This is a genomic window from Metabacillus sp. Hm71 (assembly GCF_051842955.2).
GTDB lineage: Bacteria > Bacillota > Bacilli > Bacillales > Bacillaceae > Metabacillus.
This window is the reverse complement of record NZ_CM200278.1, coordinates 1,732,632-1,754,861: the sequence shown is the minus strand read 5'-3', so window position 1 is coordinate 1,754,861 and position 22,230 is coordinate 1,732,632. Positions and strand designations below refer to the sequence as shown.

General features: G+C 36.9%; 20 protein-coding genes. 3 read left to right on the top strand and 17 right to left on the bottom strand.

From position 1 onward, the window contains the following. Window positions 1–33: 33 nt before the first annotated feature. The 4 genes from ACSVDH_RS08345 to ACSVDH_RS08330 form a co-directional block, all read right to left on the bottom strand. Window positions 34–1,668, bottom strand: a complete 1,635-nt coding sequence (locus ACSVDH_RS08345; protein WP_439252277.1) for an extracellular solute-binding protein — start codon at window positions 1,666–1,668, stop codon at window positions 34–36. A gap of 116 nt (window positions 1,669–1,784) precedes the next feature. Next, complete coding sequence (locus tag ACSVDH_RS08340; RefSeq protein WP_439252276.1) at window positions 1,785–2,681, bottom strand: carbohydrate ABC transporter permease; 897 nt, start codon at window positions 2,679–2,681, stop codon at window positions 1,785–1,787. 21 nt (window positions 2,682–2,702) lie between these two features. Continuing rightward, complete coding sequence (locus ACSVDH_RS08335) at window positions 2,703–3,629, bottom strand: ABC transporter permease (protein WP_439252353.1); 927 nt, start codon at window positions 3,627–3,629, stop codon at window positions 2,703–2,705. Window positions 3,630–3,988: 359 nt separating this feature from the next. Then, window positions 3,989–6,328, bottom strand: a complete 2,340-nt coding sequence (locus ACSVDH_RS08330; RefSeq protein ID WP_439252275.1) for a helix-turn-helix domain-containing protein — start codon at window positions 6,326–6,328, stop codon at window positions 3,989–3,991. A 237-nt stretch (window positions 6,329–6,565) separates the two neighbouring features. Here ACSVDH_RS08330 and ACSVDH_RS08325 point away from each other — a divergent pair, with 237 nt between their 5' ends. Further along, complete coding sequence (locus ACSVDH_RS08325; protein ID WP_439252274.1) at window positions 6,566–7,426, top strand: AraC family transcriptional regulator; 861 nt, start codon at window positions 6,566–6,568, stop codon at window positions 7,424–7,426. A gap of 80 nt (window positions 7,427–7,506) precedes the next feature. On the opposite strand, the gene ACSVDH_RS08320 is transcribed toward ACSVDH_RS08325, so the two are convergent. From ACSVDH_RS08320 to ACSVDH_RS08275, 10 genes are all read right to left on the bottom strand, one after another. Beyond that, window positions 7,507–8,598, bottom strand: a complete 1,092-nt coding sequence (locus ACSVDH_RS08320) for a Gfo/Idh/MocA family protein (RefSeq protein ID WP_439252273.1) — start codon at window positions 8,596–8,598, stop codon at window positions 7,507–7,509. Between the two features lie 16 nt (window positions 8,599–8,614). Next, a complete protein-coding gene (locus tag ACSVDH_RS08315; RefSeq protein ID WP_439252272.1) occupies window positions 8,615–9,778 on the bottom strand; it encodes a Gfo/Idh/MocA family protein in 1,164 nt (387 codons plus the stop codon). A 45-nt stretch (window positions 9,779–9,823) separates the two neighbouring features. Further along, window positions 9,824–10,603, bottom strand: coding sequence for a sugar phosphate isomerase/epimerase family protein (locus ACSVDH_RS08310; protein ID WP_439252271.1), 780 nt, complete (start codon window positions 10,601–10,603; stop codon window positions 9,824–9,826). A gap of 15 nt (window positions 10,604–10,618) precedes the next feature. Beyond that, on the bottom strand, window positions 10,619–11,452 hold the full coding sequence (locus ACSVDH_RS08305; protein WP_299089707.1) for a helix-turn-helix transcriptional regulator: 834 nt from the start codon (window positions 11,450–11,452) through the stop codon (window positions 10,619–10,621). A 331-nt stretch (window positions 11,453–11,783) separates the two neighbouring features. Continuing rightward, entirely contained in the window at window positions 11,784–12,476 is a 693-nt protein-coding gene (locus ACSVDH_RS08300; RefSeq protein ID WP_046588915.1) for a YesL family protein, read from the bottom strand. A gap of 336 nt (window positions 12,477–12,812) precedes the next feature. Continuing rightward, on the bottom strand, window positions 12,813–13,643 hold the full coding sequence (gene kduI / locus ACSVDH_RS08295) for a 5-dehydro-4-deoxy-D-glucuronate isomerase (RefSeq protein WP_439252270.1): 831 nt from the start codon (window positions 13,641–13,643) through the stop codon (window positions 12,813–12,815). Window positions 13,644–13,871: 228 nt separating this feature from the next. Then, window positions 13,872–14,627, bottom strand: coding sequence for a 2-dehydro-3-deoxy-D-gluconate 5-dehydrogenase KduD (gene kduD / locus ACSVDH_RS08290; protein ID WP_439252269.1), 756 nt, complete (start codon window positions 14,625–14,627; stop codon window positions 13,872–13,874). Between the two features lie 124 nt (window positions 14,628–14,751). After that, entirely contained in the window at window positions 14,752–15,516 is a 765-nt protein-coding gene (locus ACSVDH_RS08285) for a DeoR/GlpR family DNA-binding transcription regulator (RefSeq protein ID WP_439252268.1), read from the bottom strand. Window positions 15,517–16,051: 535 nt separating this feature from the next. After that, window positions 16,052–16,687: a bifunctional 4-hydroxy-2-oxoglutarate aldolase/2-dehydro-3-deoxy-phosphogluconate aldolase gene (locus tag ACSVDH_RS08280; RefSeq protein WP_299089593.1), complete on the bottom strand. Its 636-nt coding sequence runs from the start codon at window positions 16,685–16,687 to the stop codon at window positions 16,052–16,054. Between the two features lie 14 nt (window positions 16,688–16,701). After that, window positions 16,702–17,652: a sugar kinase gene (locus ACSVDH_RS08275; RefSeq protein WP_439252267.1), complete on the bottom strand. Its 951-nt coding sequence runs from the start codon at window positions 17,650–17,652 to the stop codon at window positions 16,702–16,704. A 388-nt stretch (window positions 17,653–18,040) separates the two neighbouring features. On the opposite strand from ACSVDH_RS08275, the gene ACSVDH_RS08270 reads away from it, so the two are divergent. Next, window positions 18,041–18,214 (top strand): SE1832 family protein, encoded by a 174-nt coding sequence (locus ACSVDH_RS08270; protein WP_439252266.1) that lies wholly within the window; start codon window positions 18,041–18,043, stop codon window positions 18,212–18,214. A 189-nt stretch (window positions 18,215–18,403) separates the two neighbouring features. Beyond that, entirely contained in the window at window positions 18,404–19,168 is a 765-nt protein-coding gene (locus ACSVDH_RS08265; protein WP_439252265.1) for a GNAT family N-acetyltransferase, read from the top strand. A 107-nt stretch (window positions 19,169–19,275) separates the two neighbouring features. On the opposite strand, the gene ACSVDH_RS08260 is transcribed toward ACSVDH_RS08265, so the two are convergent. The 3 genes from ACSVDH_RS08260 to ACSVDH_RS08250 all read right to left on the bottom strand — a co-directional run bounded on the left by ACSVDH_RS08260 (window position 19,276) and on the right by ACSVDH_RS08250 (window position 22,091). After that, window positions 19,276–20,313 carry an aminoglycoside phosphotransferase family protein gene (locus ACSVDH_RS08260; protein ID WP_439252264.1) on the bottom strand — a complete coding sequence of 346 codons (1,038 nt, stop codon included), beginning with the start codon at window positions 20,311–20,313 and terminating at the stop codon, window positions 19,276–19,278. Between the two features lie 42 nt (window positions 20,314–20,355). Then, a complete protein-coding gene (locus ACSVDH_RS08255) occupies window positions 20,356–21,015 on the bottom strand; it encodes a M50 family metallopeptidase (RefSeq protein ID WP_439252263.1) in 660 nt (219 codons plus the stop codon). Window positions 21,016–21,131: 116 nt separating this feature from the next. Next, window positions 21,132–22,091: a 2-hydroxyacid dehydrogenase gene (locus ACSVDH_RS08250; protein WP_439252262.1), complete on the bottom strand. Its 960-nt coding sequence runs from the start codon at window positions 22,089–22,091 to the stop codon at window positions 21,132–21,134. Window positions 22,092–22,230: the final 139 nt, after the last annotated feature.

Genomic DNA, 22,230 nt, shown 5'->3' with positions numbered 1-22,230 from the left:
ATAATTGTTTACCTAACCTTAGCAAATCTCTTTTTATAAACCAGAGTTATCATAAGCCTCCTGCATAATTTCGAGATAACGTTTAAGGTTTAATTGTTCAAACCCTTGAACATACGCATCCCATTCTTTCTCTAAATCTTTCGTTCCGGTAATAAATTGTAATGAATTCTGTTCAATATAGTCTTCAATATTTGTCCGAATCATAGCTGCTTCATCGGCAACAGCAGGATCGATCCATATTGCCCAATGCGGGAACGTTTCAGAAGGCTCTTTTCCTTCATATAAATGTGTTGCTTCTTGCAATCTGCGCTCATAACCTTCCGGTGAATAAATATCAGTTGCTTGAATCCATCCATCGCGGAATTCTCTTGGCTGATAATATTGTGCCATCGCACCCCAACTGTCATTACGAGGTTCTTCACCTTCTTTGGAAGGAATTTGTGCTAAAATTGGTTCTGCTTTTTCCTCAATGGCTACATCCCCTTCTTGATGCTTTCTCCAACTTACGCCTTCTTCTCCAAAATGACTGCGAATCTGGCCTTCTTGGGTAAACATATAGTCCACTAGCTTAATAGCGGCAATCTGTACTTCCTCACTTGCATTATTCGTTAGCACAAATGCTCCGCCAGGACTGCTTGGAAAATTGTATGTCGCATAAGCAGCATTTGCTCCTTTAAGCGGTGCAGCAGCATCATAGTCTTTTTGATACTCAGCCTCAGAAACAAATACTCCTGGATGCATGGAGGTGGCTGCCCCTAAAATTTGCGCCTCTGCATTATTACCTGTTTTTTGGAGGGCCTCCGTATTTTGTGAAAAGGCACCTTTATCGATTAACCCCTCTTCATATAAGGATTTAATATAAGAAAGCCCTTCCTTCCATTCCTCTTTATTCGCTGCAAGATCAACTTTTCCATTTTCCAAAAGCAAGCGTGATCTTGAATCATCATAAATGAAACCATTCATTAAATATGGAATAACAGATGATTCAACTAAGCTAGGAGAGCCGCTTAAGGGAACTTCATCTTGTTTTCCGTTTCCGTTTGGATCTTGAGTTTTAAAAGCTGTTAAGACATTTTTTAATTCTTCGGTTGTTGTCGGCATTTCTAACTTCAATTTTTCAAGCCAGTCTGTATTGATCCAAAGTTTATTTCCATATGAACAATGGAAACACTCATTTAATTGCGGCAATCCATAAATATTTCCGTCTGGTGCTGTCGCCATTGCCTTATAATAAGGATGATTCTCTAACACTTTCTTTATATTTGGAGCATGCTTATCAATTAAATCATTTAATGGAAGAACAACACCTTGTTTTCCATAGCGCAGTAAATCCGTTTGAGAAAACTGATCTACCCACGGTATAAGAAGGAAGAGATCAGGATAATCGCCACTGGCAAGGGCAATATTTCTTACTTCACTTGCGGAAGTTGCATCAAATGTTGTTGTTTGCCATTCGAAATCAATATTGAACTTCTCTTCAGCAAGCTTGGTGAATGAATTTGTTTCTAGATCGGTTTCAGCCCCCTGAGGAGCAAAGACCTTAATTTTGACAGCACCATCACCACCACTCTCTTGTGACACATCGGTTTTTTCATTTGAGCTGCAACCAACTAAAGCTATACTAAGAAGCAGCAAAAGTGATACAAACAGCATGATTGTCTTTTTCATCGTAACCATCCCCTTTTCCGTTAAAATGAGAACATTAAGAATCTAGTAAACATTCAATAAAGGCTAAATATCCAGCTTTTTACCCGGCATCACCCCTTTTCGTTTCTGTAAAACTCTTATCCTTTTACAGAACCAATCATCATCCCTTTTACAAAGTGGCGCTGTACAAATGGATAAATCAGCATGACCGGCAAACTTGCAACGACGATTAAGGCATATTTCATTAAATCAGCCAGCTGCTGCCTTTCCAACATTTCCGAAGCTTCCATGCCAGCAGTGCTTGTATTTAAAATAATAATATTTCTAAGAACCAATTGAAGCGGATGCAAATCTGGGTTCTTTAAGTAAATTAAAGCATCAAAATAAGCGTTCCACTGTCCTACAGCATACATTAAGACAAGAACTGCTATTATAGGCTTGGCCAAAGGAAGCACGACCGACCAGAGAAAACGCAGATCACTGCATCCGTCCATTTCACTTGCTTCGACTAATTCATCTGGTATAGAGGATTGAAAGAATGTACGCGCGATTATAACCTGCCAAACAGCAATCGCATTTGGAATCAAGAGAGCCCATCTCGTATCGACCATCCTTAAAGATTTCACAACTAAATAAGTTGGAATTAACCCGCCATAAAAGAGCATTGTAAATACGATAAAAAACATTAAAAAATTTCTGCCAAAGAATGTTTTTCTCGAAAGTGGGTAGGCAATTAACACGGTTAACGTCACACTAATGATGGTGCCGAAAAGAGTATAAATAAGTGAATTTGCATATCCCGTTATAATCTGTGAATTACTAAAAATGATTTCATACCCTTTAAAAGACAGGTCAACTGGCCATAACCATACTTTTCCTGATGAGACAGCTCCAGGGCTGCTTATTGATGCACTGACGATATATATGAGCGGATAAAGGACAACCACTAAAACGAGAGTTAAAAATAGATAAACACAAGTAAGGAAAACTCGATCAGCAAATGATTCTTTTATTTTGTTCTTACGACCAACCATTGTTACATTCCCCCCTTATTATCACCATAAGCCGTTTTTAGAAATTTTCTTTGCGAGTGCATTTACAACTACAAGCAAAACAAGATTAATAATTGAATTAAACAAGCCTACCGCTGTAGCAAAACTAAAGTTCGCATTCAATAAGCCAATTTTGTACACATATGTTGCAATGACTTCAGATGTCGATAGATTAAGTGGGTTTTGCAATAAAAAGACTTTTTCAAAACCAAGCGCCATGATGTTTCCTACACTTAGGATCAGGATAATCGTTGCAACGGGCATGATGCTTGGTATGTCGATATAAAGAATTTTTTGAAGCCTGGTTGCACCATCCACTTTTGCTGCTTCGTAGTGTGACGGATCTACACCTGATAACGCTGCCAAATAGATGATGGCAGAATAACCTGCATGCTGCCAAACGTCTGACCAGACATAAATATCCCTAAACATATCCGGCATGCCAAGAAAGTTTATTGATTCAAGTCCAAAATGTCCCAATAGTTGATTGACGATACCTAGTCTTGGTGAGAACATCAAAGTTAGCATTGAAACGATAATAACGGTTGAAATGAAATATGGAGCATACGTTACCATCTGAACCGTCTTTTTAAACAGACCATTGCGAATTTCATTTAAACAGAGTGCCAAAAGAATCGGTATAGGAAAGCCAACAGCTAATGCATACAAACTAAGGAAAAACGTATTCTTTATCAGCACCCAAAACTGCGGATTGTTGAAAAAAAGCTCAAAATGTTTAAAACCAACCCACTCGCTACCCCAAATCCCTTTAACAACACTATAGTCTTTAAACGCAATAACCGAATTGACCATAGGTATATACTTAAAAATAATAAAATATAAAACCGGTGGGATGATCAGAAGGTAAAATTGCCAATGCCTTCTTAAGGAATTTTTTGCATTGCCCCAGAGGGTTGACTTTACTTCTATGGTACTTGAAGCAGGTAAAGCCTTATTTGTTATCTCGACTTTCAACTTAACCACTCCTATCTTTTGTTTTTGGAAACGCTGTCATATTTTTGACTGCTAAACTGGTATGAATGTAGCATGAATTTCCGTTTCTTCATAGGTACAATTGAAAATGAAGGGGACAATTAGGGACTAAATGATTTACTATGTTAAGAAAATACGTTATGGATTGTGATGGAGTCTCTAATAATGGTTTGATGAAAGAAATGAGAACATGTAAAAAAGGTACATTTGATTTTGAAGGTACACTTACGTTTCTCATTGACTTTTTCACAAAAATTGAAAAAAACAAATAGATGGAACTCTATTTGTTATAAAAGTCATTTATGAGCTTGCTTCTTATCTTTACTATTTATTAATCCATCGCTATGAATGATTGTTTGCCTATAGACTTTTGGTGTTACATGTAAAACCCTCTTAAAAGCCCTGCGAAATGAATGGGCAGAATTATAGCCGGCATTAACCGAAATCTCCTCAATTGTCTGTTCTGTCGTTACTAATAGCTCTGATGCTTTATTTATACGGATTTTTTCAAGATAATCTGAAACATATTCTCCTAACTGCTCTTTAAATAGCTGTGAGACAAACTTTTCAGGGAAACCTATTTTTTCAGAGATCCGATACAAAGATAGGTCTGGATCGCTATATTCCTTTTCCAAAAACTCGATAATTAATTTTATTGCATGATCATTCGTTTCTTTTTTCTTTTTATTAACCAAACTGCAGAACTCTTCAGCCAAATCCTCAAAGTCCCTCCATACTTGCTTTATCCCTACCTTGAGTTGAATCTGTAACACTTTTTTTATTAATGCTCCCGATTGACCTGAACTTTGAACTACATTTGAATCAAACGTTTTAATTAGTGTAGATTTAATTTCTTCAAGTAATTGTTCTGCAATTTTTGGCGATAAATTCCTCTCGGAAAAATTCTTCTGGAAAATTTGGTCCAATATTTGTTTTACATCATGTGCTTCTCCTGTTTTTATTGCATTAACCAACCTTAATTCCAGATCAATTGGATAATAGAAAACCGAATTTTCTTTTTCCACATCCTGGTACCACAATATTTTGCTCCCCTTCATTAATGGGAAGGTATAATCTAAAGCCTCTTTTGCTTCATGATAGGAACGGCTAATGTCAAAATAATTCCTAAAGGATCTTCCAATGAAGGCTGATATTGAGATACGATACGAATTCGCTATTGATAAAGTAAGTGCATCGATGATGCCTTTTATTTCATTTGCAGCGTCACCCTCTTTTTCTCGATTAAAAGAAAAAATAACAATAATCTTATCTGAATGGAAATCGGTCAACTTGATGGTAGGTTCTAATTCTGTAAGGGTATGTTTAATAATAAGTCGCGATGCATTCAGCTCATCATGAATTTCTTTATTTTCCATATGGCCATAACCATTGATTTTCAAAATACCGACATATCCAACATCGCCTTGAAAGTAGACTTCTAATTGTTCAGCACGATCCATTATTCCTTGTTGGGTAGGAAATTCTCCATTTAATAAACTCTTTATAAAAGAATCCTTTATGATTTGCTTCTGATTAGTTAATTCACTTTTAAGAGATTTATTGTTTGATATAAGTTTGGATATATTTCCGTGGATAAAGTCATATTCGTTTTTATGCTTTGAAGCATCTGAACCGATTTGCTCCCTTACTACATCCATCAATTTATGGATTGGTGTGCTGTTCCGATAAGCCAAAAACAAACAAAGCAACATTCCAATTAGTAACGTGCTGCCTGTGACGATCCATGTCATATGTTTAATGATTTCTGCCTTTTCCATTAAACCTTGTTTAGGTATTCCGGCAACGTATTGCCAGTCATTAAAATCTGACTTTTCAGATAATAAAAGCGTCTCATTTTCTAGAAATTGATTTGTTGAGCCACCTTCCTTTTTTAATTTTTCAACTATTTTCTTCGTTTGCGTTTTATCAATTCCTACCATTGTTAGGGGATTCCCTTCATGATCCGCAATAAAGGCCCAACCGCCATACTGTTTAGATAATCCTTCTAACAGGCCGCCAATTTTTTGTTGATCAATATTAATAACTGCCGTTCCTAATGGTTTATTAAAGCTATTTAATGGCAGTGACTGTACATAAGTGATAACAGAAAGATCCTTCTTATTACTTATATAGGAACGAACAGGAATAATCTTCCCCTGGTGATTAGCTTCTAAAATTGTTTTTTTCCATTGATCGAAGGAAAGATCATGGTAATGATAAAGTTCGTAGAAATGGTCGACTCTGAAAAATACGGAGCCATTAGATAAAATGATATTGTAATTTTTCAAATAAATATAAGAGTCCGCTAAAAAATCGTTCGTATGAGCATAGGTTGAAAGATAACGTGACGTTTCTCTCAAACTATATAAATCAATTGGGCCAGATTCAGCAGATGCACTTAAATGCTGATTAAAACCTTCTACTGATGAAAGCTGCCTGGTAAATCTCTCTACCTCCTTCATCCTGCTTTCTAAAATATCCTTACTTTTTTTTAATATTAACAAGCTAGACTCGATTGAACTTGATTTAGCAACATTAATTGACACTTGGTAAGATACAATTCCGGTAATAAGCGGAAATAAGAGAATGATAACATATGAGAGCAAGAACTTCCTGAATGTTTTTGTTTTTAGCATTAAGTTATTTTCCCTCCATTCATTAAAAATTACGGATTTAGAAAACGCTTTCATTTTACTCTGAAACAAGAACTATAATCTTTTTTCCATTTATCTTTTATGATCCTCTGTAGACAGACCATGTTTACAAAAAATTTACCATACCTGGTTGGATATAAAAATTACTTATTCTGATATTTTTATACCTTTTCATGTCACGAGTCATGTATAATCAAAATAAAAAGGATTTTATATAAGATGAAGCCTCTGCTCAAGCAATTTAATGAACAATCTCATAAACCTTTTTCAATCGTCTATAAAGATACAAAAAATCCCCTAAGTGAACTACCCGACCATTTGCATGATTGGCATGAAATTGTCTATGTTTATAGTGGGAAAGGGATTTTTTTTATCGACCAATCATTTCATGAGATGCAAGCTGGAGATATCTTTATCATTCCGGGTAATACAATTCATCGTGCATTTCCTGACCAACAATACCCTATTACCTCAACAGCTATCTTTTTCAGTCCATTATTAATCCATTCTCCTTTGCTTAAACATTCTTTTACCTATTTGAAGCTGATCGATCTATGTAAAAAACATAAAACGTATAGATACAGCCTAGATCTAACCGTTTTACAAGAGATAGAGGAATACATAGACAAAATGAAAGATGAAGATCATCAGGCTAATCATGATAGTCAAGAGCTGATTATTCATTGGCTGCATATCATTTTGGTGTACTTAAATCGAAATTGTTTAATAGATCGCGAGAGTGTAAAGAACCCGCAATTTGAACCGGAGTGGATTAGGACTACACTCCAATATATCGATCAACACCTTAACAATAAACTTGAGTTAGATTTTTTAGCAAATCATGCTGCTGTATCACCCTCACACTTGAGCCGGGTGTTTAAGCAGCTAATTGGAATCAGTGTAACAGACTATGTCACAACAAAACGGATCATCAAGGTGAAGGAATTGCTATGGAATACAAAGGATAAGGTGAATGTGATTGCGGAGCAATGCGGTTTTCAAAGTATGCCTTATTTTTATCGGACGTTTAAGAAGCATACGGGTCTGACACCGAAGGAGTATCGGAAAATAGCCCCCTGACAATCTTTATAGAAGGAATACGAAAACAAACCAACCCTAAAGCGTGAATCTTTATGCTAAGGGTTGGTTCATTTTTTCACTTATTTTACTTGTACTTGTTGCTCTGTGATAACTACTGCTTGCTCTTGCGCCCTCAAGCATAATTCTGCTGCTTTAAAGGCATGAGCCTGAGTCATTGCATTTTCTGTTCGATTTATGCAATCTAAGATTAACTGTCCAAAGAACGGATACCCCACCTGGCCGGAAACGTTGAAATGCTGCTCTCCGTCATTATTCACTAAATAGACGTGATTTCCCTTTTCGTCTCTTGCCAGATCCACGTATTTGCGGATTTCAATGGTGCCTTCTGTTCCAATAATAAAGGTTCTACCGTCACCCCATGTGCTTAATCCATCTGGTGTAAACCAATCAACGCGGAAGTAGTTTGTCGCACCATTATCGCCAACCAAGGTAGCATCTCCAAAATCATCTAGCTCCGGATATTCTGGATTATGATAGTTTGCAATTTTACTATGCAAAACTTTTGCATCTTTACAGCCTGCATAGAATAAAAATTGTTCAATTTGATGGCTGCCTATATCGCATAAAATTCCGCCGTATTCCTCTTTCTTAAAAAACCAGTCTGGGCGGCTGGAGGCATTTAGTCGATGCGGGCCAAAACCTGTAACTTGAATCACACGCCCGATTGCGCCCTTCTCAATTAACTCACCCGCATAAACAGCTCCTTCCACATGGAGTCGCTCACTATAATAAACCATGTACTTTTGGCCCGTTTGTTCTGCTACTCTTTTTGTTTCTTTAAGCTGTTCAAGAGTTGTAAAAGGAGCTTTATCTGTAAAATAATCTTTTCCAGCTCTCATCACCTGATTACCTAGCTCACTCCGTTTTGAAGGAATTGCTGCTGCAGCGACAAGCCTTATTGAATCATCAGATAATATTTGCTCTAATGACTCTGCTGGCATAACATCAGGGAAAGCTTTGACAAACCCGGCCACTTTTTTTGGATCAGGGTCATACACCCATTTCAATGTTGCGCCTGCTTCAATTAACCCATTGCACATGCCATAAATATGGCCATGGTCAAGCGCAGCTGCAGCAAATTGAAACTCCCCTTTTTCTACAACAGGATTCGGTTTCCCTTTTGGAGCATAAGTCATTCCATCCTTCGTCATCGTTCATTCTCCTCTCTCAATGTGTTCCTGATACATCTAAATTCACTTTTTTTACGCTCTTTTTTTGAAATGTTGAATTCTTTATTTTTTCTTGCAGCATTTCATAGTAAAGATCTGCGTCAATTGGCAATTCAACTGGTTGGTTTAGCCATGATGATAAATAAATTGCATTAGAAATTTCCAATCCCTTTATTCCCTCTTCACCTGGTGCAAATAGCGGAGTGCCCTTTGTGATTGAATCAATCCAATTTTGAATAATTCCTGGATGCCCTGTGCTTTTTCCTTCAATAGGAATATCAATTGTCCAACATTCAGGATTTCCAAAACCGCCTTTATATGTTGCGTTAAATTCCCGTTCAGATTGAGTTAAGCGGTAAAAAGTAAGCTTGTTATTTTCCACGACCATCTTCCCGCGGTCACCAGCAATCTCAAAGCGGTTTGTTCCAGGTGCTTCACCTGTGGAAGTAATAAACACTCCTGTAGCACCGTTTTCATACTCTACGTAAGCAGTAATATCATCCTCAACCTCAATATCATGGTATTTTCCATAGTGACAAAAAGCATGAACTTTCTTTGGCATAAGCCCTGTTGTCCATTGCCATAAATCTAACTGATGGGGCGACTGATTTAATAATACACCGCCTCCTTCACCATGCCAGGTTGCCCGCCAATCACTTGAATCATAATAGCTTTGCGAGCGATACCAATCAGTTATAATCCAATTCGTACGTTTTATCTCACCGAGTTCACCAGCTTGAATCAGCTCGCGCAATTTTTGATAAATTGGGTTTGTCCGTTGGTTATACATAATAGCAAAGACCTTGCCGCTTTCTTTTGCTACTTTATTCATTTCAGCGACATTTTTTGTATAGACTCCTGCCGGTTTTTCAATAAGAACATGCATCCCCTTTGCAAATGCCTTCATAGCCAGCTTCGGATGATCGTAATGCGGAGTCGAAATCAGGACTGCATCAATACCGGATTCATTTAAAAAGGCATCTTCGTCTCGAAAAATCTCCACATCACCTTGTGCATCACTTACTAATGATTCAAGCTGATCTTGAAATGGGTCGCATACTGCAGTTAAAATTGCTCCATTTATCTTTCCTTTACCTAAAAGCTGAACATGTGCTCTGCCCATATTTCCAACACCAATAATTCCAACTTTTATTAAACTCATCTGCCTCACCTCATCATCTAAATTTATTTGCTCTCTTGGTAAACCCTACAGTCTAGAACTCTCTTTTTCCTTTACTTCTTTTGCAAATTTCTTTAAGTTTCGTAGACTCGTTTCTAGACATTCTAATGGAGGGCGTTCACAAATGTCCTGTTCAACTGCATACCATTCAATACCATTTGCTTCACCCCATTGTAAAATAGGAATAAAATCTATAACACCTGTTCCTACTTCTGCAAAGGTTTGCCGCTGATCATTTGTCATATCCTTTAAGTGAATGATCGGCATCCTGTTTGCATAAGGAGCTATATATTCAAGCGGATCTTGGCCAGCCTTTTTCAGCCAATATACATCTATTTCTGCTAAAATCTGATTATCATCTGATGGATCTAGTAAATAACGATGAGCATCCTGACCATCTATTTGGGTATCAAATTCAAATGCGTGGTTATGATAGGAAATTCGATATTCAGGTGCCTCGTTTGCAATCTGGTTCAGGATCCTTTTTATTTCTTTATACCCTTCTGGATTTTTCAAATCAGATGGAACCGATGGAAGAATAATATCTTTTGTTCCATATAATTCTGCTTCTTTTAATACACCATTGAGGTCATGTTTTAAACGGTCCAACGATATATGCATTCCGACTGCATGTAAGTTATTTTCTTTTAATGCAAGTGCCACTTCGTTTTCGTCATATCCTTGAGGCAAAGCGGAAATTTGTACACCTGCCCAGCCCATTTCTTTAAGCTTCTTGAATAACGGTCGGATTCCTTCCTTTAATTCCTCACGTAATGTAAATAATTGTGCTGCAAATTTATGCTCCACTTAAACACACTTCCTTTACCTATTTTTTAAACGGATTTGGCGGAATTCTTTTGCCGTTACCCCTGCTTTTTCTCGAAAGTACCGGCTAAAATGTGTAGCGCTTTCAAATCCGGATTCATACGCAACATCCTTTAACGGTTTAAGCGGTTCCATTTCGAGTAAGTATTTTGCCTGCCTTAAGCGACATTCCATCACATACTCCATAACCGTATAGCCCGTCATTGTCTTAAATACTTGAGCAACATATGATCTGCTTACATTTAGATTGTCTGCGATACACTGTAAAGTCAATTTGTTCATAAAATGCTTCTGGATATAATCTGCAATGTTTTCAGCATGCACGGCTTTATCTTCTTTTTGAAGAGGAATTTCAATCGAATTCATCTTTCCGAGCTTATGGACACTAATTAACACCTGAAGCAGCAGGACTTTCATTTCTGTCTCCGTTTGAATATCAGGAAATTCAGCCGTTCGACTTAACTCGGCAAGACGGCAAAACACTTTTTCCAGTTCTTTTGATTCTTCATTTTCATTCGTTCGGATCAAACAATTGTGTAATGTTTGAAACGTTTCAAGCAAATACATGCTGCCCATTTCCAGCAAAATACCTTTAATCCAATGAGGGGAAAATTGAATCACACTCCGAACATATTCACTCGTGGGACTAACATTGGGTTTATGTAATGTCAGGCCATCCATAACCAAAATATCCCCGGGCTCAAGATCATAAATGTGATTGTGAATTAAATATCTGCAGTCCCCTGCATGGAAAAAATAGATCTCATAATCCTGATGTGAATGATAATGGAACGGACCATTCCACTTATTTCGATAACTAGCTGTCACCATTTCACTCAATTCATCCAAACCTCCAATGAATCTAATATCATTATAGTGAAAACCATTAGTATATTCATGGTCTCAGATTATCTAGTTTTCTTTTAAAATTATCTGAGCGTCTTTTATTTTTTTGAATAAGTATTCTTTAGCTTTTTTAGTTCAATGTATAAGTCTTTTCTTCCTTTTATTTAACTATAAATAGCGGAAGCACATCACTCAACCTAGGGCAAATAGAATGATATTGAATAAGACAGAAAACTTAGCATAAAAAGGTAAACTTTCTTTAACAAAAAACTTGGCCGTCTCAATGACAAACCAAGTTTCCGATGCAAGTTTTCAATTATTCAATCGCTTCCTTTTTCGATCCTTGGATCTTCGAAACCTTCTGATAATAACCTGCGAAGGAGACAAAGGCTATTAGTGAACCCATAAAAAACGGTATAAGGAAGGTAAACATTGTTAAGCTGACATATATGATGATTCCGTTAAGCACAACCACCAATATATTATTAAAAGGATACAGTAAGGTTAAGAAAAACGAATTTTTAAGATTCTGGAAAAACTTCAAATCTGCGTGAACCGTATTTGCAAAAAAAGTAAGCGCAAACAAAAACAAAAAGAAAAATCCTACTAAAAAGATAGAGCTTAGAATAACATTAACTTTAGAGAAGAAATAGAAGTCAACTCCCCAGATAACCCAAATGAGAGAGAAAATAAGACCTCCAGACATACTTCTTACATAGTTTTCCTTATAATATGCCCAATACGATTTAAATAATGGGACATCATGCTCACCCATCACCCACTTTCTCACAACCCCAAACATTGCTGTTGTTGCTGGAAAAAAGAAAAAAGGAGCTAAGACGACGATGGTTGCTAATAGCATAAATAAAACGGATGAGTTACTTGCATAAAGTAAAGAAAGAGCCAAATAACAGATTGGCAGATTAAATCCTATCCATAGTAAATTTATCACGGACAATCGCATAACCCATTCAAATATTCGATTTAGTCCACCCATAAGATCCGTCATTACAATACATCCCGCTTTCTGAATATTCTTTCGTCTATTATAGCATTAATTTTCATTGTATTATATCTAAATAATGACTTTTCTTACATTAATATTCTATTAAACTTGCTTGTTGTTTTGGCTACAGGTGCTCGCTTATAAACTGTTCCGAAATCTTTCTCAAAGTTCATTGCCATCTGCAGGTTTTCATATATTACGTTGTTTCTGCAGAAATCAACATATTAGATCTATTCAACAAGTGGACAAATCTAAAAAAAGTGTTTCATAGCTTCCATAAAAAAATAGTGCCCTTACCCTTCACTTCCCAGAATAAGCAGCACTATCTATTAAAGTTTATTATTTTAATTCATCCATCTTAACAGCATCCATATCTGTGAACGTATAATTTTCCCCAGCCATTGCCCAGATGAATGTGTAGTTGCTTGTGCCCACACCAGAATGGATTGACCATGGCGGTGAAAGAACTGCTTGTTCATTTTTTACAACGAGGTGGCGTGTTTCTTTTGGCTCCCCCATAAAGTGGAATACGCGGGAATCTTCATCCATATCGAAATAAAGGTATACTTCCATACGGCGGTCATGAAGATGGGCCGGCATTGTGTTCCACATGTTGTTAGGTTCTAATAGAGTCATTCCCATCATTAATTGACAGCTTTGAATACCATCGGCATGGATGTATTTGTAAATCGTACGTTTATTAGATTCACTGTCAGAGCCTAAATGATTTGGCTCAGCATCTTCGATCGGCGCTTTTTTCGTCGGGTATTGCTTATGAGCCGGTGTTGAAACAATATAAAATTTAGCTGGATCAGATGCATTGCTGCTTTCAAATAACACTTCCTTATTTCCTAATCCAACGTAAAGACAATCTCTTTTATTTAATGTATATGCCTGGCCATCAACTAAAACGGTTCCTTCAGCACCAATATTAATGATGCCGACCTCGCGTCTTTCTAAGAAATAATCTGTTTTTAATGTTTCTTGATCTTCAAGCTTAAGCGCTTGCGCAGTTGGGATCGCTCCGCCTGTTACCACACGATCGTAGTGTGAATAAACTAGGTTAATTTCCCCTTGTACGAAAAGTGAATCGATTAAAAAGTCACTTCTTAATCTTTCTGTTGTATACGATTTAAAATCTGCCGGATTTGTGGCATGTCTAATTTCCATTATTCATTTCCCCTTTCGATATTAAAAATTTTGAAATACTTCGTTTTAGGCTTTGACAACCAGCTTTGAAGCACAGGTTGTGTAAGTGCACCATGGAGATTGACGTCTTGCTGTTTAACTGCCAGCGAGCCCCAAAAGTCTAGCCTTTCCATAATTTAAGGCAAAGAACACCTTTCATTCTGGAAGTATCTTTGCTTGTCAAAGCTGATCAAGACGCTTGCGATTTAGTTATGAGCTCATCCATCCGCCATCAACACATAAAATATGACCATTCACATAGCTTGAAGCCTCAGAAGCTAAGAAGACTACTGCACCTTTTAAATCATCTGGAGTACCCCAGCGTCCCTGCGGAATTCTTGATGTAATGTATTCATTTCGTTCAGTATTCGCGCGAAGCTGTGCTGTATTATCTGTTTCCATATACCCTGGTGCAATCGCATTTACATTGACACCTCTGCTTGCCCATTCATTTGCAAGTGACTTCGTTAAGCCGGCAACAGCATGTTTACTTGCTGTGTAAGCTGGCACTCGTAAACCACCTTGGAAGGAAAGCATGGAAGCAACATTGATGATTCTGCCTGAACGATTTTCAAGCATATGCCTTCCAACCTCTCTGCATAATTGGAAAACAGCATGCTGATTAACCTTAATCACTTCGAACCAATCATCATCTGTGAAATTTTCTGCTTCTGAACGGCGGATAATTCCTGCGTTGTTTACTAAAATATCAATCTTGTTAGTTAAAGATAAAGCTTCAGAGACTAATTTTTCTGCGGCCTGATCTTGTGAAAGATCAATTTTAACTTCGTAGAATGTGCCGCCAATTTCTTCAATTTTTTTACGAGTTGCCGACATATCACTCATCCCGGCACCAATAACAGCTGCCCCTGCTTCAGCAAGTCCGACCGCCATTCCTTGGCCCAATCCGCGGCTGGCACCAGTTATTAAGGCCACTTTGCCTTGTAATGAAAAAAGAGATTCCATTTCCTAGCCTCCTCTATATAAGTACGTAATTGTTCAATTTAGTTCGTTATGGTTTGATTATAACACAAATAAAAAAGATGACAACGGTTAATTGTTCGTTTGTCATCTAATTTTGGTTTTTTTATTACATTTCAGCAATCTGTAAAGTAATATTTTGAGTTTCCAGCATTTCCTTGACGCTATGATCCAATCTTGAATCTGTTACAATTTCATTCACTTCTTCCAAAGAAGCAAATTGAATTAGTGCTACCTTTTCAAATTTTGTTGAATCAGCAACCAATGTTACATGGTCTGCACATTTTATGATTTGCCTTTTCCAATCAGCATGGATGCTGTTTATGACAGTCAAGCCATGTTCAAGAGAAACACCCGTTGTTCCGAAAAACAATCTGTTTACCCTGATTCTATCCAGCATTTCCGTTGCCTGAGCACCAATTAAAGAGGAGGAGTAATTAATTCTCGTCCCGCCCAAGACAATCAGTTGAACATTGTTTTTATCCAATAAAATATTAGCTATTTTTAAATCATTTGTTATCACAGTTATTGGGAATTCCCCAAGCAATTCAGCAATTGCCAGCGTTGTGCTACCGCCATCCATGAGAATCGTCTCATTTGGTTTGATTAGCTTAACCGCCTCTTTCGCAATTGCAAGCTTTACCTCACTGTGGCGTGATTGCCGCTCAGCAATCGGGAGCATTCTTCCTTCTTCTTCAACAATAACTGCTCCACCATGAATTCGCTTTAGAAGACCTCTTTGTTCTAAGAGCTCAAGGTCACCTCTAACCGTTTTTTCTGTCACTTCCAATAACTTGCTAAGTTCAGAAACCTTCACAATTTTGCTTTTATCTAATTGTTCAATTATTCGTTCATGCCGTTCCACTGAAAGCATTGGTAATCCCCCGTTAAAAAACTATTTAGTTTTTATTATAGAACAATTTCGAACAAAAACAAACGTTATTTTATATGAAATTGATGCTTTCTCTAACAAAAAATAAGAAAACGATAATGCTTAAGGTTGAAGCAAGGGGGGAATTTTATATGGTTTCAGACTATTAACTAGCTAAGTCTGTATAATACGAGGATGCACATTTGAAGAAGAATCTTATAACTTTACGAGTTATTCTAGCAACTTTAAATTAGTATTCTTAAAACCTTTCTATCATTCAGTAAAATTCGAGTGAATCCTCTATTACCATATCGAAATATTGCTAAATAATAAAAAATAGCAAGGCGCTAAGCATTCGGCGACAAGCATAAGGCGAACAGGAATAGAAGGTGTTCTTTACCTTCAATTCCTGTTTGACTAGACCCTAGAGCCGATGGCGCCTGGAGCTAGATTCAGAAACGCAAGCTATGTTAAGAAAATATATAAATTCTGGTATAAAAAAAAGCAACCTATCACCATGATAGATTGCCTTCATCGATTATCCCCGCGCTTCTTTAACAGCTTGAATAAATCTCGCAGCTGTTGCGGTGATTTCAGTTAAATATTCATCTGTTAAAGCCTTTTTCGTGTTAACCAATGAGCTGCCGACACCGACCCCAACAGCACCTGCTCTAATATAATCTCCTACATTATCAACGGAAATGCCTCCTGTTGTAATAATCGGAATTTGGGGCATTGGGCCATGGATATCTTTAATATAGCTTGGTCCGAATACGTTTGCAGGGAAAACCTTAATTAAATCTGCACCGCTTTCAAAAGCCGTTAAAATTTCAGTTGGTGTTAAGGCGCCAGGGATGCTGACAACACCATATCGTTTAGCCATTTCAATTGTTTTTACATTTGTAGTTGGTGAAAAGACAAATTTTGCTCCTGACATGATTGCTGTTCTTGCTGTTTCAGGATCTAGAACTGTACCGGCACCGACTAGTACATCATCAAATTCCTGTGAAGCTTTTTCAATCGCACCGCATGCACCAGGCGTTTCAACCGTAATTTCCAGTACTTTTACTCCGCCTTCTTTTAACGCACTTGCGATGGCAACTATATTATCCTTTGTTGCCCCGCGAATGACCGCTGCAACTCCGGTTTCTTTAATAATTTCTAGATGACTCATGGTTGATTTCCTCCTTATCGCACTACATCTTCTCCATTTTTTGATAGCAATTGCTCAACTTCATCTCGTTCTGGCAATCCGTCTACATCGCCATTTACCATTGTTACAAGGGCTCCGACAGCATTGGCACGCTCTACAGCCTTGCTTAGTCCCAAGCCATCTAATAGTCCTGATAGAAACCCTGCAGCAAACCCGTCCCCTGCTCCAACTGGATCAACGACCTGTTTAACCGGGAACCCAGGAATTAAAGCGCTCTCTTTCTCTGTAAAATAATAAGCACCTTCAGCACCCATTTTCATGACAACGACTGATGCGCCATGATTCAAAAATAATTCTCCTAGTTTAAGAGGGTCATTTTCACCAAATAAAAATTCTCCCTCAGATACACCAGGTAAAATAATATCAGCTTCAGCAGCAATTTCAAGCAATGTTTTTCTCGCTGTTTCCGCATCCCAAAGCTTTGTACGAAGATTTGGATCAAACACAATAATACTTCCATTACTTTTGGCAAGTCTAATAGCTTCAAAAATCGTTTCTCTACAACTTTGACTTAACGCTGGCGTGATCCCTGTGATATGAACATATTTCGCTTTGGAAAGATATTCATTATCAAGATCACTTGGTGCCAGCTTACTAGCTGCTGAGCCTTTTCGGTAATAATAGACTCTCATATTATTTTGTCTTCTTGGCTCTTTAAAATAAATGCCGGTAGGTGCTTCTTGATCAAATGTTACTTTGCTTACATCAACATTTTCACTTTTTAAGGCAGCTAGAATAGCTTTTCCAAATTCATCATTGCCCAGCTTGCTAATCCAGCCAACATCATGACCTAATCTTGCAAGTCCGATTGCTACATTTGATTCTGCTCCGCCAATCTTTTTTGTAAATTGAGTAGCATTTCGCATGAATCCATCACTATTTGGCGTAAACACCACCATGGATTCACCTAGTGTTACAACATCCATCTTACATCCTCCCTTTTTGTTGTGCCCTGTAGAAATAAAAACTAGTAAATAATACTACTAGTTCTTCCAATTTTCTAATATGACTAGTATAGCTTTGCATAAAAAATTTCTCTACCTATTTTTTAAAATTTTCTAAATCGATTTATTCCGACTTCCTATTTTTAACAAATCCAAGAATCATCAACTAACCCGAAAATAGTTGAATTTCTTGTAAGTGGAAGGCTTAATTGAGATAATGTGTTTAAGAAAATTGATTTCATTCATGAAAGACGTGAACAATTCATCTAGCAAATTGAAATAATAATGATGAATCTTGAACGAACATATATTCTGATTTGAATTTTTGTATACACTTGTTCAAATTACGTTTTGGGGAGAGGGTCGTTAAATGGAAAAAGAGAAAATCAATCAAAAAATTTCAGAATTAAAAATGGAGTATATTCGTATTCAAGGTGATATTGAAAAGCTTGAATCGACTGGACATTCCATTACAAAATTGGAAGAAAGATTGCAGGAAATAGAGGCAGAATTAAAGGCTCAATATGCACATCTAAATGAATAATGGATTATATGGGCTGCTGATAGATAAGCAGCCCACTCCTTTTCATAAAGCGAATAAATGACATTTCTAATGGGAAAAAATTAAAAATTATTCCCAAAAAATTTCTTTCTACATTACTTTATAAATATAACATTAACCCGAAAAAAAAGAGTTTAATTCACATTAAAAAACATTCACTGGAGGTCATAGATGAAAACAGAAACAGATGAAAGCCTAATCAATTTTATTGAGCAATTAGCAGCAAAAGCTTGGCCTTGTTATACCCAAGAAACCTTTGAAAATTGGAAAATGAGAAGTGCATTTGGTGTGACGAAAAGAGCAAATAGCGTCCATGCCCTTGGACCGATGCCACAAGACCCGCTGTGGCTAGAAAAGATTGAAAGGTTTTATCAAGAGAAATCAATCACTCCATGTTTTTACATAAGCGAAGTTTCTCCAAAAGAGCTGGATGTTATATTAAAGTCTAAAGGATACGCAAAAGTAGATGAATGTTTTACAATGACTGCATCTTGCGAGGATCTATTAACCCATACAGTGAAGAAACCTTCATGGACCATCGAATGTTTATCAGAGCCAGATTATAAATGGATTGAAGAATTTATTCAATTAGAAGGCTTTCCTTCAAAGAGACACGAAGCATATGCTCATATTTTTTCTTCCATAAAACCTTTAAAAACTTTTTTGCGTATTTCAGAACATAAGGAAACAATTGGTCTTGGGACAGTTATCTTAGAACATGGCTGGGCATGCATTTGCAATATTGTCGTCAACAGGCAGCATCGCAGAAAAGGGATCGCCACCCATATCATGAATGTTCTGACAAATTGGGCATCTGAAAATGGTGGACATCATATGTATTTACAGGTTATCCAGACAAATCAATCCGCATTAGAGCTCTATAAAAAGCTGGGCTTTACGCCATTGTCCAAACATCATTATAGAATCTTATTCTAGAAATTATTATATAAGGATAGTAAAAACGCCAACCAATGATGTTGGTTGGCACCTTTATCATTAATTCGCAACTATAGAACTCATTTACTAGCTTCAAGTTCTTCCTTCTAAACAAACTTTTTTATAACTTTTTCTGCATATATTATATTTGGTTCAATACTATTCCAACGGTTCATGCAATGATGGATGATCATGTCTAGATCATTTTCATTTTGAGCTTCGTCAGTGTTTCGAAAAAGAATATTCATTAACCAATTTGCTAAATTCCTTAGGTGATGGCGATAGGAGTAAAATCTTAATAAATCTAGATTTAAAGATACAGTATGGTTTATCTGCATCTGATAGGAGGTGAGAAATGCTTCAAATTCCTCACCTATATAACCAAACAAATCATATTCAGGTGGTGCTATGATCGCTGTTTCCCAATCAATGATAAACAGCTTGTTTTTTTGAAGAATTAAATTTCCTCCCCACAGATCACCGTGACATAAAACCTTGTCTTTGTTCTCATTTAGAGCAAGAATACGCAGTTTTCGAACAAGATTTAGTATGTATATGATATGTTCTTTTTTTACTAATATCTGATCTCTTAAACTGTTTAATATTTGACTTTCTTTTGTAGCAGGTCCCTCAAGCACTGACATACATTTTAATAGGTCCGCTTCAAATGAGATATCAAACGTTTCCCTTTCTATGGAGCTGTTGGCGATATCTTTTGGAACCTGATGGATCGCCGCCATTTCTTTTGCAATTTCATTCAACATTTCTTTTGAGAAAGGGTATGCCTCTGCTAATGTTTCTCCTTCAATAAACGGAAACAAAACGAATGTTAAGTCATTGAATGTTGTTTTAATCTCACCATTTAGTTTTTTAATAGGGTATGTAATATTTTTCAGAAAGCCGCTATGATACAATGTCCAAGTTAATGGCAAATAGATCTGAAGCCTTTCAACTGCTTTTCTCTGTTTATCATTTTTATGGTCAAACAATTTCAAATAATAAGGAACCCCGTTGCGGCCATTCACTCTGTATGAGTATGCTGAATCACCTATCGGGATAAATTCTACACTCACAACATGAATACCATATTCTTCATGAAGGTGCTGGATAAGTATCTGATCATCAATCATATATTTTATTTTCATTTATGCCCTCCAGTAGAGGCGAACAAAAGATTCGCAGATTGGTCAAACATGGTCACGAATGGCTAGAATAGCAACATAAAGTGATTGAAAGAAAAAGACAAATCCCCAAAGGAAGGCGGGAATTTTCGTATAATGAGCCAAACTTGTGGCATCTCCTGCTGACTTACTTTTTAGTATGCTTAACATAAAAATCTGTATGGCAGATGAAACAGACTCTGTTAAAAGGACTGATGACAGAAAAAAGGATAGGAACGTTTGAAAGCCGCTGCTACCGCTATAAACTGCCCATCCACATAAGGCAATAAAAGACATAAGCCAAATTACTCCATATAGATTTCTAATCCACAGCAATAAATTGATGATTGCAATTGCTAAAAACGCATATAAAATGAATAGACTATTTCCCATGTTCAGCAGCATAAAACAACCATAAGCAGCTAGGGAAGAAAAGGTATATCCAGCATAAGAAATCACAACACTTGAAAACCAGCCGCGTTGACCTGTAATTGCTTCTCCTGATGTATTTATAAATAATTTAATTGAATACACTTTTCCATTAAGAAGTAGAGCGGCTAGAGCATGACCATTTTCATGAATCAATGTATTGATCATGGTAAGATAGCGTCCAATAATTGGGACATGGGACAAGATATATGCAGCGATTAAATAAGCGATGATTTGATTTGTTAGTAGACTTTCCAACTAAAACATTCCCCTTTTTTCAGGCTTTGTTCTTAGTCTAGGAAAAATTTCGGATCTATAATCAATCATGATTCATTAAAATATGGGACAGAATCTTTATCCTGTCCCACATTTTATTAAAAGATCAAGTTCGGCGGAGTGCCGCCCTCAAGCCCGGTTACCAAGTTTTCAGCTGCCAGCCTTGCCATTTTCTCCCTTGTTTCTTTTGTGGCTGATCCGATATGCGGCAATGTTACTACATTGGAAAGTTTTAATAATGGGTTTCCTTCGTTTACAGGTTCTGTTTCATAAACATCCAAACCTGCAGCTAAAATCTGTCCGGTTTGCAAGGCATTTATTAATGCTGCTTCATCCACGTTTTTACCTCTAGACCCATTAATAAAAATAGCGGTGTCTTTCATTAAGCGGAATTCGCTCTCTCCGATCATCTTATCGGTTTCAGGTGTATGCGGTGTCATTAAACACACATAATCTGATTTGCTCAGCAATTCGTCAAGCTCACAATATGTAGCGTTAAACTCATTTTCCACCTGTGCATTTCTTGAGCGATTGTGATATAGAATCTCCATATCAAAGCCAAAATGTCCTCGTTTGGCAATGGCTTTTCCGATATCCCCTAGCCCAATTATACCAAGTACTTTATGATGGACATCTACACCGAATAAATCCTCATCCTTCGTTCCGCTCCACTTACCTGTTTTCACATATAAATCAAGCTCAGGCATCCTTCTAGCTGTTGCAAGCAATAGGCCAAAAATAGTATCTGCAGTTGTATCAACCAATACACCTGGGGTATTGGTTGCTTGGATGCCTCTTTTTTTCAATTCTTCTATATCCAGATTATCATAGCCTACTGATATATTTGAAACGATTTTTAAATTCGGCGCTTGATCGAGTAACTCCATATTTACTTTCAAGCTAGCACCTAGCAGCCCATGTGCCTTAGGTAATTCTTTTAGAAATTCAGGATCCTGATCATTTTCTAAGTTATTAAAATACTTGATATCGAATTTTTCCTTTAATAAGGCTAAAACATCCTCAGGTACTTTTCGATAAATGATGACCATTTGTTTCAACTTTCTCCAACTCCTATTATCAGCTTCAGACCACAAATCACAAGGTCGTTACACACTTATTCAAGTTTAAAACAGAAAGTCCTGCTTTTTTCTTGAAGAAATTGAACATTGAAACAATTTCAAAGGTTGAAAGACTTCT

Bases quoted from the DNA above. Each gene is read 5' to 3' on its own strand.
- ACSVDH_RS08345 (WP_439252277.1), bottom strand. From the start codon at position 1,668: ATGAAAAAGACAATCATGCTGTTTGTATCACTTTTGCTGCTTCTTAGT.
- ACSVDH_RS08340 (WP_439252276.1), bottom strand. From the start codon at position 2,681: ATGGTTGGTCGTAAGAACAAAATAAAAGAATCATTTGCTGATCGAGTT.
- ACSVDH_RS08330 (WP_439252275.1), bottom strand. From the start codon at position 6,328: ATGCTAAAAACAAAAACATTCAGGAAGTTCTTGCTCTCATATGTTATC.
- ACSVDH_RS08325 (WP_439252274.1), top strand. From the start codon at position 6,566: ATGAAGCCTCTGCTCAAGCAATTTAATGAACAATCTCATAAACCTTTT.
- ACSVDH_RS08320 (WP_439252273.1), bottom strand. From the start codon at position 8,598: ATGACGAAGGATGGAATGACTTATGCTCCAAAAGGGAAACCGAATCCT.
- ACSVDH_RS08315 (WP_439252272.1), bottom strand. From the start codon at position 9,778: ATGAGTTTAATAAAAGTTGGAATTATTGGTGTTGGAAATATGGGCAGA.
- ACSVDH_RS08305 (WP_299089707.1), bottom strand. From the start codon at position 11,452: ATGGTGACAGCTAGTTATCGAAATAAGTGGAATGGTCCGTTCCATTAT.
- ACSVDH_RS08300 (WP_046588915.1), bottom strand. From the start codon at position 12,476: ATGACGGATCTTATGGGTGGACTAAATCGAATATTTGAATGGGTTATG.
- kduI (WP_439252270.1), bottom strand. From the start codon at position 13,643: ATGGAAATTAGACATGCCACAAATCCGGCAGATTTTAAATCGTATACA.
- kduD (WP_439252269.1), bottom strand. From the start codon at position 14,627: ATGGAATCTCTTTTTTCATTACAAGGCAAAGTGGCCTTAATAACTGGT.
- ACSVDH_RS08285 (WP_439252268.1), bottom strand. From the start codon at position 15,516: ATGCTTTCAGTGGAACGGCATGAACGAATAATTGAACAATTAGATAAA.
- ACSVDH_RS08280 (WP_299089593.1), bottom strand. From the start codon at position 16,687: ATGAGTCATCTAGAAATTATTAAAGAAACCGGAGTTGCAGCGGTCATT.
- ACSVDH_RS08275 (WP_439252267.1), bottom strand. From the start codon at position 17,652: ATGGATGTTGTAACACTAGGTGAATCCATGGTGGTGTTTACGCCAAAT.
- ACSVDH_RS08270 (WP_439252266.1), top strand. From the start codon at position 18,041: ATGGAAAAAGAGAAAATCAATCAAAAAATTTCAGAATTAAAAATGGAG.
- ACSVDH_RS08265 (WP_439252265.1), top strand. From the start codon at position 18,404: ATGAAAACAGAAACAGATGAAAGCCTAATCAATTTTATTGAGCAATTA.
- ACSVDH_RS08260 (WP_439252264.1), bottom strand. From the start codon at position 20,313: ATGAAAATAAAATATATGATTGATGATCAGATACTTATCCAGCACCTT.